Raw genomic sequence first — 17465 nt, forward strand, 5'->3', positions numbered from 1 at the left:
ACCATTCGTCATGGCCCAGAAAATGCAATTCGATGATCCGCGCCTGGCCGAGCTCGACGGCTTCACCGTCACCGTGGACCCGGAGCGCCAGCATGCCGACATCACGCTCGACCGTCCGCCCTACAATGTCGTGTCGATGGCCGAGCGCGATCAACTCCGCCTCGTCTTCGAGGCGCTGGACGCCGACGAGCGCATCCGTGTCATCGTCGTTGCGGGCGCCGGCGCGCATTTCTCCTCGGGCGGCAACATCAAGGGCTTCCTCGAGGCAAGTCCCGAGCACGTGGCTCATCTCGCCTGGAACATCGCCGCGCCGGCGCGCTGTTCCAAGCCGGTCATCGCGGCCAACCGCGGCTACTGCTTCGGCGTCGGCTTCGAGCTGTCGCTCGCCTGCGATTTCCGCATCGCCAGCGAGACCACGCTTTACGCGCTGCCCGAGCAGAAGCTGGGCCAGATTCCGGGCTCCGGCGGATCGGCACGCCTTCAGAAGATGGTCGGCATCACCCGCACCAAGAACATCGTGATGCGCTCGAAGCGCATCACCGGCCAGCAGGCCTATGATTGGGGCATCGCCACGGAAGTGGTCCCCGACGGGGAACTCGAGAGCACCGTCGATGCGCTGGTGGAAGAACTGATCGCCTTCTCGCCACTCGCCCAGCGCACGGCCAAGAAGCTGCTCAACGACACCGACGACGCGAACCTGTCCATTGCCATCGATCTCGAGGGGCATTGCTACAGCCGCCTGCGCTCGTCCGACGATTTCCGCGAGGGCGTAAACGCCTTCCACGAAAAACGCGCGCCGAAATTCATCGGCAGCTAACGGCCTAAAGGGAGGAAATGATATGGAAAAGCGACAGGTCGTAGAAGCGGGGCCCGGGATCGCCGGCGGCTTCGGTGACCTCCTCAAGCATCTTAATCTCAAGACCGCCAGCGCTGGTCTCGTGGCGGCCGTCTTCGGCTGCTCCGGTCCTGCGCTGATCGTCATTGGCGGGGCCAACAAGGCCGGTCTCAGCAACGGTCAGACGGTCGCATGGCTGTTTGCGATCTACTTTCTGGGCGGCCTTATCAGCCTCTTCCTCGCGTTGCGCTACAAGCAGCCGATCACGGGTGCCTATTCAATTCCAGGTGCCGCACTCGTCGCCGGGTCGCTTGCCACCTTTTCCTTCGACCAGGCCGTCGGCGCCTTCATCATGGCCGGGATCATCGTCTTCCTGCTGGGCATCAGCGGCCTTATCGGCAGGGTCATGCGGTGGTTGCCGATGCCGATCGTCATGGCGATGATCGCCGGCGCATTGATCCGCTTCGCCACGGGTGCGGTCTCCGCACTCGGCACTGCGCCGATTATCGCGGGCTCGGCGATCGTGGCTTTCTTCGTCTCGATGCGGTTCCTGAAGTCGGTGCCCCCGGTCCTGGCCGCCTTCGTCGTGGGCCTGATCGCGGCTTTCGCCACCGGCTCCATCGGCGGCGGCAGCGCGGAAATCGCTTTCGTTCTGCCCGAATTCACGGCACCGACCTTCACGCTTGACGCCTTCCTGGCGATTTCCGTTCCGCTGGCGCTGCTGGTCATCGGTGCCGAGAACGCGCAGGCTACCGGCGTTCTGATGGCCGAAGGCTATCGCCCGCCCGTCAACATGATGACGATCATTTCCGGCATTGGCGGCATCGTAGCCGGTTTCCTTGGCGGGCATAACGCGAACATCGCCGGCCCGATGACCGCCATCTGCTCATCGGAGCAGGCAGGCGAGGACAAGGAGGGCCGCTACGCGGCGACCGTCGTCAACGGGATCCTCTTCGGAGCCTTCGGTCTCGTGGCCGGCGCCGCGGTGCCGGTGGTAATGTCCCTGCCGGGCGCCCTCATCGGGACCGTCGCCGGCCTCGCCATGATCGGCGTGCTTCTGGCGGCATTTCAGAATGCCTTCGGAAAATCGCTCGGCAACCAGACCGGCGCCTTCGTGGCCCTCGCGGTAGCGATGTCCAATGTTTCGTTGCTCGGCATCAGCGCTCCGTTCTGGGCCCTTGTGGCTGGCGTCGCGGTGTCGTTCATCGTCGAGCGAAAGGCGCTCCTCGTCGGCGAACAGCAACGCTCGACGGCGTCCTGACGGGCGAAAGCCCAACCGCTGCGGTATCATCACGACGTCCTGTCGCAACCATGCACAGGATTGTCTGTGGTGATGCCGCCGATCATGTGTGGTGATCGGCCGCGAACACCGTCATTCGCCGATCCGCCGCGGCTTTGCGCGATGAGAACCGATGCTTGCCTTCAAGGTTCATTCTTCCTCTTGCGTTGGATCATGGACGCAGAAGGGTCCGCAGGCAATTCGCTTCGTCTGATGGCTGCGATCACGCAGGCCTATGCCCCTTCGGACGAAGGGCTGAAGCGGCGCCGGGTGTCATGCGGCACCTTGCAAGCGTGATCCATGAAGAAAAAAGCGGGAGCGGATCTGATCGACTGCCTCCGCCGACTTCGACGGCATGTCAGCAAGTGCTGCCGGCGCTGCCGCGCCAGGCGGCGGGTGACATGCCGACGATCTTCTTGAAGGCACGGCTGAAAGCCGCTTCCGAGTCGTAGCCGATCTCGCGCCCCACCGCGGATACCTTCGTCGCGCTGTCGGCAAGCAGACGCGCGGCGATCTGCATGCGCCAGAGCGCCAGATACTGCATCGGGGCATGGCCGATGAGATGCGTGAAGCGAGCGGCCAGCGCGGCGCGCGACATGCCGGCCTGCCGAGCCAGTTCGTTCAGCGTCCAGGGGTAGGCGGGACGCTCGTGCAGGATGGCCAGGACCTTGCCGACCGCCGGGTCTCGCAGGCCGGAGAGCCAACCCGTCTCATGCGCCGGCAGGGATTCAAGGCACAGGCGGACCACCTCCACGAAGATCAGCTCGCTGAGCCTCAGGCGGATGGACTCTCCGCCCACGCGCGGCAGGCGCGCATCGGCGAGCGCCAGGTCGATCAGTCGGTTCAAGAGATCGTCCCGCCCTCTTTGTGCCCGTTTGACCCGCAAGAGGCGCGGAAGAGTGGATAGCACCGGGTTGAAGGGCCGCATGTCGCAACCGAGAAAACCGCACACATACTCGGCCCCGCCCGGCCCCCCACCTCCCTCGCGGGTCACGAAGGGAAGCTTGCCGGCCATCCACTCCCGGAAGAACGCGATGGTCGCCTCCGCATCGTATTCGGGCGCCTGCCCCGGTGTGCTGAGCAGACTATACCGGTCGCCATGCGCCAGCACCAGAATGTCGCCGGCTTCGAACCATGTCGACGCGCCGTCGGGGATTCCGGCCCAGCCCGAGCCTTTCAGAATGATGTGGTAGGAAATGATATGCTGTGCACCCGGCAGGATGATGGGGGCATACGCGCTGGGGGCGGGCACTTCCACGCCCCAGGGGAAGGACGCGTCCACCAGGTGGAACACCGCGCCCGTCAGCTTCACCATGCGCAGCACGTCGGACAAGGGATCCGTGCCGCATGCCTGGCAAAGGATCGGCAGATCGTCCGCGTGCCCTCCGTCCCGAGGTGAATCCTGTAGCTCCATCATGGACGATCCGGCAAGCGATAAAGACTTGCGGTCATGGGATTGCGCCATGCAGCGAGGATAACCTGAGCGCGTCGGCTTGGCCACCGACCATGCCGGGAACGCCCCATCAGGATGGAGAGAGATGATGAGCACCCTCGATGAAGGACACAAGCCCGCGGAAATCTACGATGCACACTTCGTACCGGCGCTTTTCGCCCAATGGGGACCGGTCGTCGCGGCCGAAGCCCAGGTGCACGAAGGAGACCGCGTGCTCGATGTCGCTTGCGGGACCGGTGCATTGGCGCTCGCCGTGGACGAAATCACCGGTCCTGCCGGTTCCGTCGTCGCAGTGGACGCCAATCCGGAGATGCTCGCGGTGGCGCGCAGCAAACCGGCACGGATCGAATGGCTGGAAGGAAGAGCCGAGGCGCTGCCGCTGCCGGACAACAGCTTCGACGCCGTCGTCAGCCAGTTCGGCTTCATGTTCTTCGACGACAAGCCGCAGGCGCTGCGTGAGATGGTCCGGGTTCTAAGACCCGGCGGCAGGTTGGCGGTCGCAGTCTGCGATGCGGTGGAGAATTCGCCGGGCTATGGCGCCTTCGCGCGGTTGCTCGATCGGCTCTTCGGCAGACAGGTGGGCGAGGCTTTCCGCGCGCCCTTCAGCCTCGGCGATGCCGGGCGGCTGCGTGAGCTCTGCGATGAAGCCGGTATCGAGGATGCGGAGATCGTCGAGCGCAACGGAAAGGTGCGCTTCAAGTCGATCGACGCGCTCGTATCGACCGAACGCGCCTGCGTGTGGACTCTTGGCGGCGTACTTACCGACGAGCAGTTCGAGCGGCTCCTGAAAGAGTCGAGGACGGTGCTTGCGCCGTTCGTCATCAAGGGCGGCGTCATTGAATTCGACATGCCGTCGCTCATCATAAGGGCGCGTAAGCCTTGACGTGCAGTGGGCGAGGTCTGTGGAGGGGGCTGCGCGCCGGAAGCCGCTTCACTGGGTCAGAATGACCCGCGTGCCCCAGGGATCCTGCAGGGTCAGGCGATCGGCCTCCCGTTCGAGCGGAAGGGCGGCTTGCTCGGCACGCCGGCCGATTGCGTCGCGTCTCGTGTGGTCCCGTACCACGATCTCCACCGCGTCGAGGCCCGCCATTCCTGCCGGGCGCAGGCCCGCACCGCGGCTGTTCCAGACATTGCCGGCAAGCTGGTGATGGTAGCCGCCGCTGCCGTAGAAGCTGGCGCCCGGGTAGCGCGCGGCGATGTCGAAGCCGAGGACATCGCGATAGAAGCCGTCGGCTGTATCGGTCTCGCCCACCTGCAGGTGGACGTGGCCGATGCTCCCGCCCTCGGGAAAGCCGGACCACCTGGCACGGCCGGCGGCCTTCAGCAGGTCATGAAGGTCGAGCGGCTCAGTCGTCATCTGCACCTCGCCCTGGGGCGTCCGCCAGCGCGAGGTGGGCCGGTCGGCATAAACCTCGACCCCGTTGCCCTCGGGGTCGGAGAGATAGATCGCCTCGCTCACGGTATGGTCGGACGCGCCCTGCAGCGGCACGCCGGCCTCGCCGACGGCGGCAAGCCAGCGGGCGAGATCGCCGCGCGAGGGCATGAGAAACGCCGTGTGGAAGAGGCCGGCCTGCCGTGGGGCGCGCGGCGTGAGCGACGGATCCCCCGCGAGTTCGAGAAGCGGCGTCTCGCCGGTGCCGAGCACGACGCGTCCCTCGTCGCTTTCCATCGGACGCAGTCCGAGGATGTTCCGGTAGAAAGCGGAGATAGTCTCAAGGTCACGCACCTTGAGCCGGACGGTTCCGATGCGCATCGGCGCGGCGTTCATGTCAAAGAAGTCGGTTGCGGTCATGACGGATCTCCGGAGATGGAAGCCGCGGGTTTCCCGCGACTGGATATATAGGTCACACGCGCGTCCACTTTAGCACGAAAGCGCTCCGCCAGATGGTCTGTCAGAACCGCGCTTTCACGCCGTTGCCGCACTTTTCGATCGTCGTCTCTCACCGGAAACGCAGGTTCTGCCGCGTGAGTTGCTCGACCGAGGAACATCCCATCAGTCTCATGCCGCGTTCGATTTCCATGCGCATCAATTCAAGAGCGCGTTCGACTCCGGCCTGTCCGGCGGCCGCGAGCGGGAACAGATAGTAGCGGCCGAGCCCGACCGCCTTTGCTCCCAGCGAGAGTGCCTTGAGCACATGGGTGCCGCGCTGCACGCCGCCGTCCATCATGACGTCGATCCGGTCCCCAACGGCGTCGACCACCTCGGCCAGCTGGTCGAATGCGGTTCGGGAGCCGTCGAGCTGACGGCCGCCATGGTTGGAAAGCACAATCCCGGTGCAGCCGATTTCCACCGCGCGCTTGGCGTCCTCGACCGACATTACCCCTTTCAGGCAGAATTGACCGTCCCAATACTGCACCATCTCGGCGACGTCGTCCCACGACATCGAGGGGTCCAGCATCTCCGTAAAATACTTGCTGATCGACATCACGCCGCCGCCCATGTCGACGTGGTTTTCGAGCTGCGGCAGCCTGAAACGCTCGTGCAGAAAATAATTGATCGCCCATGACGGCTTCACGGCGAATTGGGTGATGCCGGCGGGATTGAGCTTGAAGGGGATGGCGAAGCCCGTTCGCTTGTCACGTTCGCGATTGCCGCCGGTGATGCTGTCCACCGTCAGCATCATCACGTCTATGCCCGCCTGCTTGGCGCGCGCCATCATTTCACGATTCAGGCCGCGATCCTTGTGGAAGTAGAACTGGTAGACCTGCGGCCCGCCGCTGATGCGGCGCGCCTCTTCAAGGCTGACGGTCCCGAGCGAGGAGACGCCGAACATCGTGTCGAACCTGGCGGCAGCCGCCGCGACGGCGCGTTCGCCCTCGTGGTGGAACAGGCGCTGGAGCGCCGTCGGCGAGCAATAGACCGGCATGCCCAGTTTCTGGCCCATGACGGTCACCGACATGTCGATACCGTTCACGCCGCGCAGGACGTTGGGCACCAGGTCGCAGCTTTCGAAAGCGGCCGTATTGCGGCGATGGGTGACCTCGTCGTCGGCCGCGCCGTCGATGTAATTGAAGATGGGTCCTGGCAGCCGCTGCTTCGCCATCCGGCGGAAGTCATGGAAGTTGTGGCAGTTCCTCAGATGCATCCGTGCCTCTATTCGCTTGAAGAGAACCGGCACTAGCACATCGACGGCGAATGTTCAGGCGGGGCCGGTGGCAAAACGCAATGTGCGGGTTTTACGATCAGCATGATCGCCCCGCGCACATACACAAACACCGGCCGGATATATCCGGCCGGTGTTTGTGGGTCGGAGCGGGGCCGTGTCGCCCCGCTCTGTCGTCGTCTCAGGCTGTGGGCAGTGAGATCGCCCGGGCGACGGCGCCTTTACCAGCCCGGTTCAGTCACCGGTCTCTCAATACCGATACTGGTCGGGCTTGTAGGGGCCGTCGACGGTGACGCCGATGTAGTCGGCCTGTTCGGGGGCGAGCTCGGTGAGCTTGACGCCGACGCGGTCGAGATGCAGCCGCGCCACCTTCTCGTCGAGATGCTTGGGCAGGACGTAGACCTTGTTCTCGTAACTCTCGCCCTTGGTCCACAGCTCCATCTGCGCCAGGACCTGGTTGGTGAACGACGCCGACATCACGAAGGAGGGGTGCCCGGTGGCATTGCCCAGGTTCAAGAGCCGCCCCTCGGACAGAAGAACGATCCGGTTCCCCGAGGGCATCTCGACCATGTCCACCTGGTCCTTGATGTTGGTCCATTTGTGGTTCTTCAGCGCGGCCACCTGGATCTCGTTGTCGAAGTGGCCGATATTGCCGAGGATCGCCATGTCCTTCATCTCGCGCACGTGCTCGACGCGGATGACGTCGCGATTTCCGGTCGTGGTGATGAAGATGTCGGCGGTCTTCACCTCGTCCTCGAGCCGGACCACCTCGAAGCCGTCCATCGCCGCCTGCAGCGCACAGATCGGGTCGATCTCGGTGACCTTCACCCGCGCGCCCGCGCCCCGCAGCGATGCGGCCGACCCCTTGCCGACGTCGCCATAGCCGCAGACCACCGCGACCTTGCCGGCCATCATCGTGTCGGTGGCCCGGCGAATCCCGTCGACCAGGCTTTCCTTGCAGCCGTACTTGTTGTCGAACTTCGACTTGGTCACGCTGTCGTTGACGTTGATCGCGGGGAACGGGAGCTCACCCTTCTCCATCATCTTGTAGAGCCGGTGCACGCCGGTCGTGGTCTCTTCACTGACGCCGCGGATCCGGTCGCGCTGCTTCACGAACCAGCCGGGGCTCGCGGCCATTCGCTTCTTGATCTGCGCAAAGAGCGCCTCCTCCTCTTCCGAGCCCGGCTCGGCGATGAGGTCGGTCTCGCCTTGCTCGACCCGGGCTCCCAAAAGGACGTAGAGGGTCGCGTCGCCGCCGTCGTCAAGGATCATGTTGGCGCCGTCTTCGAACAGGAAGATGCGGTCGCAATAGTCCCAGTACTCTTCCAGCGTCTCGCCCTTGACCGCGAAGACCGGCGTGCCTCCCGCCGCGATCGCCGCCGCGGCGTGGTCCTGCGTCGAGAAGATGTTGCACGATGCCCAGCGAACCTCGGCGCCCAGTGCGACCAGCGTCTCGATCAGCACCGCCGTCTGGATCGTCATGTGCAGGGAGCCGGCAATCCGCGCCCCCTTCAGCGGTTTCGAGGCGCCGTACTCCGCCCGAAGTGCCATCAGCCCGGGCATCTCCGTCTCTGCGATGTCAATCTCGCGACGCCCGTAGTCGGCAAGCGAGATGTCACGGATCGCGCAATCCTCCGGGGTGAATGTCTCGGGTTTGTTCATATCTGTTTGCCTTTCCGTTTGGGGTCGTTTTGCCTACTCGGCCGCCTGGGAAGCACCGAAGGTGCGGGCCAACTCGTCGGCCAGATCCGTCTTCTCCCAGGAGAAGCCGCCGTCGGAGTCCGGCTCGCGCCCGAAATGGCCGTAGGCCGCGGTGCGGGCGTAGACGGGCTTGAGAAGCCCCAGGTGCTCGCGAATGCCGCGCGGGGTCAGCCGCACCATTTCGCGCAGGACCGACGACAGCTTGTCCGTATCCACGCGCCCCGTACCGAGGGTCTCGACATAGAGCGCGACCGGCTCCGGCATGCCGATGGCATAGGCGAGCTGGATTTGGCACTTGTCTGCAAGTCCCGCAGCCACGACGTTCTTGGCGAGATAGCGGGCGGCGTAGGCGGCCGAACGGTCCACCTTGGTCGGGTCCTTGCCCGAGAAGGCGCCGCCGCCATGGGGGGCCGCACCGCCATAGGTGTCGACGATGATCTTGCGGCCGGTCAGCCCGGCGTCGCCGTCCGGCCCGCCGATCACGAACTTGCCGGTGGGGTTCACGATCAGCCGGTCGTCGGGCACCGACCAGCCTTCGGGGAAGACCGCGGCGATATACGGTTTGACGATCTCGCGCACTTCTTCCTGGCTGATGTCCTCGGCGTGCTGGGTGGACACGACGACGGTGTCGAGCCCGACGGGTTTGCCGTCGCGGTATTTGAGCGTCACCTGGCTCTTGGCGTCGGGGCCGAGATTGGGCTGCTTGCCCGACTTCCGGTCTTCGGCCATCAGCCGCAGGATGCGGTGCGAGAACTGGATCGGAGCCGGCATCAATTCGTCGGTCTCGTCGCAGGCATAGCCGAACATGATGCCCTGATCGCCGGCACCTTCCTCGCCCTTGTCGCCTTCGTCGACACCCATGGCGATGTCGGCCGACTGCTCGTGCAGCAGGTTGTTGACGGCGCAGGTCCTCCAGGAGAAGCCCTTCTGCTCGTAGCCGATGTCCTTAATCGCCTGGCGCGCGATCTCCTCGATATGCTGGCGCACCTCGTCGGGGCCGCGCACCTCGCCGGCGATGGTCACATGGTCGGTCGTGGCCAGCGTTTCGCAGGCGACGCGGCAGTTGGGGTCGGCGGACAGATAGGCATCCAGCACGGCGTCCGAAATCCTGTCGCAGACCTTGTCGGGGTGCCCCTCGGACACCGATTCACTGGTGAAAAGCCAGGTCTTGTCGCTCATCTCGTTCCTCTCCTTGCGTTGAAATGGGATGATTGCTGTTTCGCGGTCAGGCGATCTTGCGCCCGTCCTCGTCTGCGGCGCTGTGGTCGGGCACATAGGCCAGGTTCGGCGCCAGCCAGCGCTCGATCTCGGCCAGTTCCATGCTCTTTCGCCGGGCATAGTCAGCCGCCTGGTCGGGGCCGATCCGGCCGATTCCGAAATAGCGGGCCTCGGGGTGGGCGAAGTAGAAGCCGGACACCGCGGCCGCCGGCCACATCGCACAGCTTTCGGTCAGTTCGATCCCCGTATGGCGAGGCGCCTCGAGCATCGAAAACAGCGTACGCTTTTCGGTATGGTCCGGGCAGGCGGGATAGCCTGGCGCGGGGCGGATGCCGCGATACCGCTCGGCGATCAGCGCTTCGTTGTCGAGCTTCTCATCCGAGGCATAGCCCCAGAGCGAGCGGCGCACACGGGCATGCAGGGCCTCGGCGAAAGCCTCGGCGATGCGGTCGCCGAGCGCCTGGACCATGATCGAGTCGTAGTCGTTGCCGTCCGCCTTGAAACGCTGGGACAGGTCGTGAACCTCGGAACCTGCGGTCACGGCAAAGCCGCCGATCCAATCGTCAATGCCTTTCGGCGCCACGAAATCGGCCAGGCACATATTCGGCCTGTCGGCCGATTTCCGGCCCTGCTGGCGAAGCTGCGGCAGGCGTGCCGCCTCCGACTTGCGGTCCTCGCCCGTCCACACGACCACGTCATCGCCGTCGCGGTTGGCGGGCCAGAGGCCGACCACTGCGCGGGGCGTGAACCAGCCCTCGGCCATGATCCGCTCGAGCATCGCCGTGGCGTTGTCGTAGAGTTCGCGCGCCGTGGGTCCCCTGTCGGGATCCTCAAGGATGGCGGGAAACTTGCCGCGCATTTCCCAGGTGCTGAAGAAGGGCGTCCAATCGATGTAGCCGACGAGCGCTTCGAGCGGCATGTCGTCGATGACGGACAGGCCGGGCGTCTGCGGGGCCGGCGGACTGTACTTGTCCCACCCTCCGTCGAAGGCGTTCGCGCGGGCTTCCGCGATCGGTATCGTCGGACGGTCGCCGCCGCGGCCCGCCGCCGCGCGCAGCCGCTCCTGCTCGGTCGCGACGTCGGCCAGATAGTCGGGACGGGCCGATTTCGACAGCAGGCGTGAGACCACGCCGACCGCCTTCGAGGCATCGTCGACATGGATCACGCCGTGCGCGTATTCCGGGGCGATCCTCAGCGCGGTGTGCTTCTTCGACGTGGTCGCGCCGCCGATCAAAAGTGGTAAGTCGAAATCCTGCCGCTTCATCTCGGATGCGACTTCGACCATGCGGTCGAGCGAGGGGGTGATGAGACCGGAAAGCCCGATGATGTCAGCCTTCTCCTCGCGCGCCCTGGCGAGGATATCCTCCGTGGGAACCATCACGCCCAGATCGACAACGTCGTAGTTGTTGCACTGCAATACGACGCCGACGATATTCTTGCCGATGTCGTGGACATCGCCTTTGACGGTGGCCATCAGCACCTTGCCCTTGGCGGAGGTGTCGCCGACCCTCTTTTTCTCCTCCTCCATGTAGGGCAGGAGATGCGCCACGGCGGTCTTCATCACCCGGGCCGACTTCACCACCTGCGGCAGGAACATCTTGCCGGCGCCGAAGAGGTCGCCGACGACGTTCATGCCGTCCATGAGCGGCCCTTCGATCACATCGAGCGGCTTGTCCGCCCGCTGGCGGCATTCCTCGGTGTCGTCGACGACGAAATCGGTGATCCCGTGGACGAGCGCGTGCTCCAGCCGCTTCTCGACCGGCAGCTCGCGCCACTTGGGATCTTCCTTCTTGGCCGCCTCGCCGGAGCCTTTGTACTTGTCGGCGATCTCCAGCAACCGCTCGGTCGCGTCGTCGCGACGATTCAAAAGCACATCCTCGACCCGCTCGCGCAACTCGTCGGGAATGTCGTCATAGACGGTGATCTGGCCGGCATTCACGATGGCCATGTCCATGCCCAGCGGGATCGCGTGGTAGAGGAAGGCCGAATGCATCGCCTCGCGCACCGCGTTGTTGCCGCGGAAGCTGAACGAGACGTTCGACAGCCCGCCCGAAACGTGGCAGTGCGGCATCGCCTCCTTGATCATGCGGGTGGCTTCGAAGAAGGCCACCGCGTAATCGTTGTGCTCTTCGATTCCCGTCGCCACGGCGAAGATGTTGGGGTCGAAGATGATGTCCCAAGGGTCGAAGCCGGCCTTCTCGGTCAGGAGGTCGTAGCAGCGCTTGCAAATGTCGAACTTGTGTTGGGCGGTCTCGGCCTGGCCGTTCTCGTCGAAGGCCATGACGACCACGGCGGCACCGTAGCGGCGCACGGTCCGGGCCTGCTCGAGGAACGCCTTTTCACCCTCCTTGAGCGAGATCGAGTTGACGACCGAGCGGCCCTGGACACATTTGAGCCCGGCTTCGATCACCTCGAATTTCGAGCTGTCGATCATCACCGGGACACGCGAGATGTCGGGCTCCGAGGCGATGAGGTTGAGAAAGGTCGTCATCGCCTCGGCCGAGTCGAGCAGCCCCTCATCCATGTTCACGTCGATGATCTGGGCGCCGTTCTCGACCTGCTGGCGCGCCACTTCGAGCGCGGCGGCATAGTCGCCGGCCATGATCAGCTTCTTGAACTTCGCCGAGCCGGTGACGTTGGTCCGCTCGCCGATATTGATGAAATTTGCGATCCCGGTCATGCGGCGCTCTCGTGCTGGGCCTCGGCACCCGACACCTCGAACAGCTCAAGCCCGCTGAGGCGCATCCGCTTCACTTTCGGTGGAACGGCGCGCGGTGCCTTGTTCTTCACCGCCTCGGCGATGGCCGCGATGTGCTCGGGCGTGGTGCCGCAGCAGCCGCCGACGATGTTGACAAGACCGGACTCGGCCCATTCGCCGAGATGCTGCGCGGTCTCCTCGGGTGTCTCGTCGTAGCCGCCCATCTCGTTGGGCAGGCCCGCGTTGGGATAGGCGCTGACGCGGGTGTCGACGACCTGTGACAGCGTGCGGATATGCTGGCGCATCTCGCCGGCGCCCAGTGCGCAGTTGAGCCCGATGGAGAATGGGCGCGCATGGCTCATCGACGCCCAGAACGCCTCGGGCGTCTGGCCGGTCAGCGTGCGGCCCGAACGATCCGTGATGGTGCCCGAGATCATCAGCGGGGGTACCGCAAGACCTTCCTCGCGCAGCGATTCGACGGCGTAGATGGCGGCCTTGGCGTTCAGCGTGTCGAAGATCGTCTCGATCAGAAGCAGATCCGCCCCCGCCTCGATCAGCGCCCGCGCCGCCTCGCCATAGGCGTGGGCGAGGTCGTCGAAGGTGACGCTGCGGAAGCCCGGATCGTTCACGTCCGGACTGATCGAGGCGGTCTGGTTGGTGGGCCCGATCCCGCCGGCGACCCAGCGCGGACGGTCGGGCGTGGCCACGGCATCGGCCGCCTCCCGCGCCAGCCGCACGCTCTCGGCGTTCATCTCGGCCACCAGATGCTGCATGGAATAGTCGGCCTGGCTGATGGCGTTGGCGCCGAAGGTGTTGGTGCACAGGATATCTGCGCCGGCCTCGAGGAAGGCGGCGTGGATGCCGCGGATCATCTCGGGTGCGGTCAGGCTGAGAAGCTCGTTGTTTCCGCCGACGTCTACAGGATGATCCTTAAAGCGGTCGCCGCGATAGACGGCTTCGTCCGGCTTTTCCCGTTGGATCATCGTTCCCATGGCGCCATCGAGCACAAGGATGCGCTCGGCTGCGTGTCTTTCTATATCGTCTGTCATCGGCTCTGTCCTCTTACGCGGCCCGTTCGGCGCTGATCCGCGCAGGCAGACCCAGCGCGCGGCAGATCGCCAGACTTACATCGGGCTTGTTCAGGGTATAGATATGAAAGTCCCTAACGCCCTCGGCAGCAAGACGACGGCACTGTTCGCCGGCGAGGCTCGCCGCCACCATTGCGCGTATGTCGGGCGCATCGTCCAGCCCGTCGAACATAGTCTCCATCCAGTCGGGAATCGAGGCCCCGCAGCCTTCCGAGAACCGCTTGAGGCTGGCGAAATTGGCGACCGGCATGATCCCCGGCACGATGGGCGCCTCAATGCCTGCGGCACGGGCGCGGTCGATGAAGCGCAGGATCGTGTCGGTGTCGAAGACATATTGCGTGATCGCCCGCGATGCGCCGGCGTCGAGCTTGCGCTTGAGGTGGTCGAGATCGCTTTGCGCGCTGGCCGCTTCGGGATGCACTTCCGGATAGGCGGCAACGGCGATGTCGAAATCGGCCACCTGTCTTAGGCCAGCCACCAGTTCGGCCGCATCGCGATAGCCGTCGGCGGCAAGGACCTGGCCTTCGGGCAGGTCGCCGCGCAGCGCCACGATCTTGCGCACGCCCGATTCCCAAAGGCGTTCAGCCTGGGCGTCGAGTTCGGCGCGGCTTGCACCGACACAGGTCAGATGATGGGCGACGGGTAGGCCGGTACGCCGGCGCACCATCTCGACCACGTGTGCCGTGCGGTCGCGCGTGGTCCCCCCGGCGCCGTAGGTAACCGAGAAGTATTTGGGTCCGGCACTGGCGAGCCGGGTGACCGTGTGGGCGAGATTGTCGATGCCGCGCTCGGTCTTCGGCGGGAACAGTTCGAACGATACGGCGATGGGGTGTTCGGCGAGAGGTCCGCCCATGCGGATTGCTCCGTGTTTGCTCTGTGACCTGAAAAGCGATGTGGCGGGGCGGCGTGCACCGGGCACGCCGCCCTCCACCTTGATCACGCGGGCTTGCGGAACAGCTGGATGCCCCAGGCCAGATGGCCGTCGTCGGCCGCTTTGACCCAGTTCGCGAGTCCGACAGCCATCTTGTCGAGATACCTGGTCGAAACGCCGCTTTCGCGCAGCTTGTCGTAGTTGGCCAGCAGCTCCTCGCGCACCCGGTCGTAGTGGGTACGCAACTGGGCAGTCATGTCCTCCTGGCCCAGCACCTCGAAGCCGCGCGCCTCCGCGGCCTCGCGGTAGAAGCGGAACGAGCCGAGGCTGTTGAGCTGCAGCCGGTCGTAGACCGGTTGCAGAACGCCCTCGGGCACGTTGTCTGCCTGGCAGGGGTCGGTGAAGACGAAGTAGCCGCCCGGCTTGAGCACGCGCCAGACCTCGTCGAGCACCGTCTCACGCTGGTCGGAATGCAGGATCGCATCCTGGCTCCACACGACGTCATAGCTGGCGTCGGCCTGGGGGATATCCTCGAAGACGCCGTGCACGACGTCGATCTTGTCGGCAAGACCGGCACCACGGGTCTTGGCGCGGTTATAGTCGTTCTGGGTCTCGGAGATGTTCAGGCACGTCGCCGTGCACCCGTACGTTTTGCAGACCCGGCGCATCGCCCCGCCATAGCCCGCGCCGATATCGAGGATGCGCGTGGATTCATTCAGGCCGGGAACGGTGGCCGCCATGCGATCGACGGTCTCGTCGCTCGCCGCGCGGATGTTCCGGGTGTTCCCGTAGATGCCGATATGCAGATCTTCGCCACCCCAGATGGTCGAATAGAAGGTGTCTGCGTCGTCGCTGTCGTAATAGCCTTCGGCAATGTCGCGCACGTCCGTCTCGCCCGGCTGGCGCTTGCCACTGCCCCAGCGCACGAGGTGCATTGTCGATTTCTCGGCGACATGGACGAAGAAATCCGGATCGTTCTCCGCATAGGTTTCCTGAAAGTCGCCATAGGTGCGCACGCGCTGGAAGCCGGCCTCGGACAGGAGGCGGCGGACGTAGTTCTTGCGGATCGGGCACAGGTTCAGCGTGTACTGAGCCCCGTCGGGGAAGCTGTAGAGCATCCGCGCCAGACCTTCATCGATGTAGGAAGGCTCCGCGCTGACCTTGTCGCCGCAGTAGTAGTATTTGTGCTTTGAGGAGAAGCCCTCGTCGAGCATCGTGTCGTAGTTGCGCTGATCGAGAATCAAGACGCCGTCATGCTTCAGCGCGGCGTAGAACTCGGCGAGCGCACGGCGGCGGTCCGCCTCTTCATACAGATGGGTGAAAGAGTTGCCGAGGCAGATGATCGCATCGTACTTGCCCTGGATGTCGCGGTTGAGCCAGCGCCAGTCGGCCTGCACGGTCTTGAGGATCAGGCCGCGTGCCTGGCCGTTCTCGAAAGCCTTGGCAAGCATCGCCGCCGAGCCGTCGGCGGAGGTCACGTTGAAGCCGGCCTCCGTCAGGCGCACCGAATGGAAACCGGTGCCGGTCGCCACGTCGAGCACGGTCTCCTTGCCGCGGGCCCTCAGCACGTCGATGAAGAACTGACCCTCGCTTTCGGCGCGCGCCCGCCAGTCGATCAGTTCGTCCCACTTCTCGACGAAACTCATCACATACTCGTTGCGATACTGATCGGTCTCGCGATCCTGAAGCGGGTCGCCGCTGTACACTTGGTCGGTCAGCTTAAGTTCCGTGTTCATCGCACTCGAATCGGACATGCCGTCTCCTCTCTTCATTGTCATGTTTGCATCTCCGGATCGCTCCGACTCGGCTTGCAGCGAATGCAGGCGCCAGAGGCACAGTTTCAGATCGGCGGTAGCCGGATGGTCAGCGGGGCAGGACGCCCATGATGCAGTCCGAGACGTTCCCGCCGCGGAAGATGCTGCCATCGATTAGTTCGATTTGCTAAGCGTCGCGTTTGCAGACGCTGGCTGATATCGAATGGATACAGGAAAGGGGGGCCAAAACTCAAGGCCTGTGGACGAAGTTCATGAAAATAATATAATTCGTCTTCCGAATTAAAATGTTTTGCGCGGTGTCCAGTCGCCCCCGCGAGCCCGGGTCGGGCCGCGCAAGCGCCCGGTTCGTCACCGATGTTTCCGGTGCTCGGAAGGCGGTCACAGTTCCTCTCGCTGACCGCCCTTGGAGCGCGCCGCCGGCCGATCAGCCGTAGCCGAACAACTGCGCCACGGGACCGGTATGGTCGCCGACGCAGCGGCCCTTCCTCCCACGCGGCAAAGCGCCGTTGCTGCTTTGCCGGCGAGGCGATGTGCCACACGGGATCGCGGGTCGGCACGATGAAGCGAGCATCGCGGAAGAGCGTCTTCAGATAGCGTAGGCGGGTGACGAACCAGTTCCAGAGCCACGGTATGTGAACGAGGGGGAAGTCAGGGCTGTCGTCTCGGGATGGCGGCGACGAACTCGAGCAGGATGATGCCTGGTCTGACAAGGCCGGCAATGTAGATTGGCCGCTTAACCGCCGTTGCCGCGATCCGTACCGGAAGTGGGCGGCGGCCACCTCATCGTGGCTGTCAAAGTCCTATTTCAGAATAACCGGCGCTCTTGGCCAGCGCATGCCTGCGCGTTCCGCCTCCCACCACGACATCGTCCCCGCGAGGGCGCGGCAATACGTTCCGCCATGCGATGATGCTGCCCCTTCACCTCTCATAGGTCCGCCGGCGAACGTCGTGCTCGCCGGCGGCTTATCTCAATTCAAACCGATCCTGGAGTGTCAGTTCGCGGCCGGGACGGGGCAGCTCAGGTCGCCTTCCTCGCAATTCAGGTAGACCTCGAAATCCTTGACACGGGATTGCGTCAGGTCGTCCATGCACTGCGCGACAAGCATCGGCATTATGCTTCCTCCGGTCGCACCTGCAGTCTGGAAACTGCACTCCGCATCCCGGAACTTGATCCAATCGCGCTGTGCTTGAACGAGGAGCTTCTTGGTGTCTGCATCATCCGACAGTCGGGCTTCAATCTGCTTGTAAAGCCTATTGAGACTCTTGTCGGATTTCTTGAAGGCGGCATCGGCGCATTCGGTCATGGCGGCCTGACTCTCGGCGTTGTCGTAACACTTGTCCTGAGCGAATGCGAAAGCCGGCGCTGCCAGAACGATGGCGGCAGTCAGCGTTGTGGTTTTCATCGATTGCCTCCGTCCAGAATCCAACCATCGACGGGCCGGC

At 64.4% G+C, this 17465-nt stretch carries 11 protein-coding genes and 1 pseudogene; 3 read left to right on the forward strand and 9 right to left on the reverse strand.

Going from position 1 to position 17465, the window contains the following annotated elements:
* Positions 1–10: 10 nt before the first annotated feature.
* Complete coding sequence (locus SIN08_RS14875) at positions 11–817, forward strand: enoyl-CoA hydratase/isomerase family protein (RefSeq protein WP_322452385.1); 807 nt, start codon at positions 11–13, stop codon at positions 815–817.
* Between the two features lie 22 nt (positions 818–839).
* The gene (locus tag SIN08_RS14880; protein ID WP_322452386.1) at positions 840–2096 is read left to right on the forward strand and encodes a benzoate/H(+) symporter BenE family transporter; all 1257 of its coding nucleotides are present in this window, start codon (positions 840–842) and stop codon (positions 2094–2096) included.
* Positions 2097–2472: 376 nt separating this feature from the next.
* On the opposite strand, the gene SIN08_RS14885 is transcribed toward SIN08_RS14880, so the two are convergent.
* Complete coding sequence (locus SIN08_RS14885) at positions 2473–3531, reverse strand: AraC family transcriptional regulator (RefSeq protein ID WP_322452387.1); 1059 nt, start codon at positions 3529–3531, stop codon at positions 2473–2475.
* A gap of 121 nt (positions 3532–3652) precedes the next feature.
* Here SIN08_RS14885 and SIN08_RS14890 point away from each other — a divergent pair, with 121 nt between their 5' ends.
* Positions 3653–4450, forward strand: a complete 798-nt coding sequence (locus SIN08_RS14890) for a methyltransferase domain-containing protein (protein ID WP_322452388.1) — start codon at positions 3653–3655, stop codon at positions 4448–4450.
* Between the two features lie 48 nt (positions 4451–4498).
* Here SIN08_RS14890 and SIN08_RS14895 read toward each other — a convergent pair whose 3' ends face one another.
* The 8 genes and pseudogenes from SIN08_RS14895 to SIN08_RS14930 all read right to left on the reverse strand — a co-directional run bounded on the left by SIN08_RS14895 (position 4499) and on the right by SIN08_RS14930 (position 17425).
* Positions 4499–5359 carry a VOC family protein gene (locus SIN08_RS14895; protein ID WP_322452389.1) on the reverse strand — a complete coding sequence of 287 codons (861 nt, stop codon included), beginning with the start codon at positions 5357–5359 and terminating at the stop codon, positions 4499–4501.
* 148 nt (positions 5360–5507) lie between these two features.
* The gene (locus SIN08_RS14900; protein ID WP_322452390.1) at positions 5508–6653 is read right to left on the reverse strand and encodes an alpha-hydroxy acid oxidase; all 1146 of its coding nucleotides are present in this window, start codon (positions 6651–6653) and stop codon (positions 5508–5510) included.
* A gap of 267 nt (positions 6654–6920) precedes the next feature.
* A complete protein-coding gene (ahcY, locus tag SIN08_RS14905) occupies positions 6921–8333 on the reverse strand; it encodes an adenosylhomocysteinase (protein ID WP_322452391.1) in 1413 nt (470 codons plus the stop codon).
* A 33-nt stretch (positions 8334–8366) separates the two neighbouring features.
* Positions 8367–9551 carry a methionine adenosyltransferase gene (gene metK, locus SIN08_RS14910; protein ID WP_322452392.1) on the reverse strand — a complete coding sequence of 395 codons (1185 nt, stop codon included), beginning with the start codon at positions 9549–9551 and terminating at the stop codon, positions 8367–8369.
* A gap of 46 nt (positions 9552–9597) precedes the next feature.
* Positions 9598–13337 (reverse strand): annotated as a pseudogene (metH, locus tag SIN08_RS14915) (methionine synthase).
* A gap of 13 nt (positions 13338–13350) precedes the next feature.
* Positions 13351–14229, reverse strand: a complete 879-nt coding sequence (gene metF / locus SIN08_RS14920; RefSeq protein WP_322452393.1) for a methylenetetrahydrofolate reductase [NAD(P)H] — start codon at positions 14227–14229, stop codon at positions 13351–13353.
* An 83-nt stretch (positions 14230–14312) separates the two neighbouring features.
* Entirely contained in the window at positions 14313–16001 is a 1689-nt protein-coding gene (locus tag SIN08_RS14925; RefSeq protein WP_322452394.1) for a methyltransferase domain-containing protein, read from the reverse strand.
* Positions 16002–17014: 1013 nt separating this feature from the next.
* Positions 17015–17425: a lysozyme inhibitor LprI family protein gene (locus SIN08_RS14930; protein ID WP_322452395.1), complete on the reverse strand. Its 411-nt coding sequence runs from the start codon at positions 17423–17425 to the stop codon at positions 17015–17017.
* Between the last annotated feature and the right edge of the window lie 40 nt (positions 17426–17465).

The organism is Chelativorans sp. M5D2P16 (genome assembly GCF_034427935.1).
GTDB lineage: Bacteria > Pseudomonadota > Alphaproteobacteria > Rhizobiales > Rhizobiaceae > Chelativorans.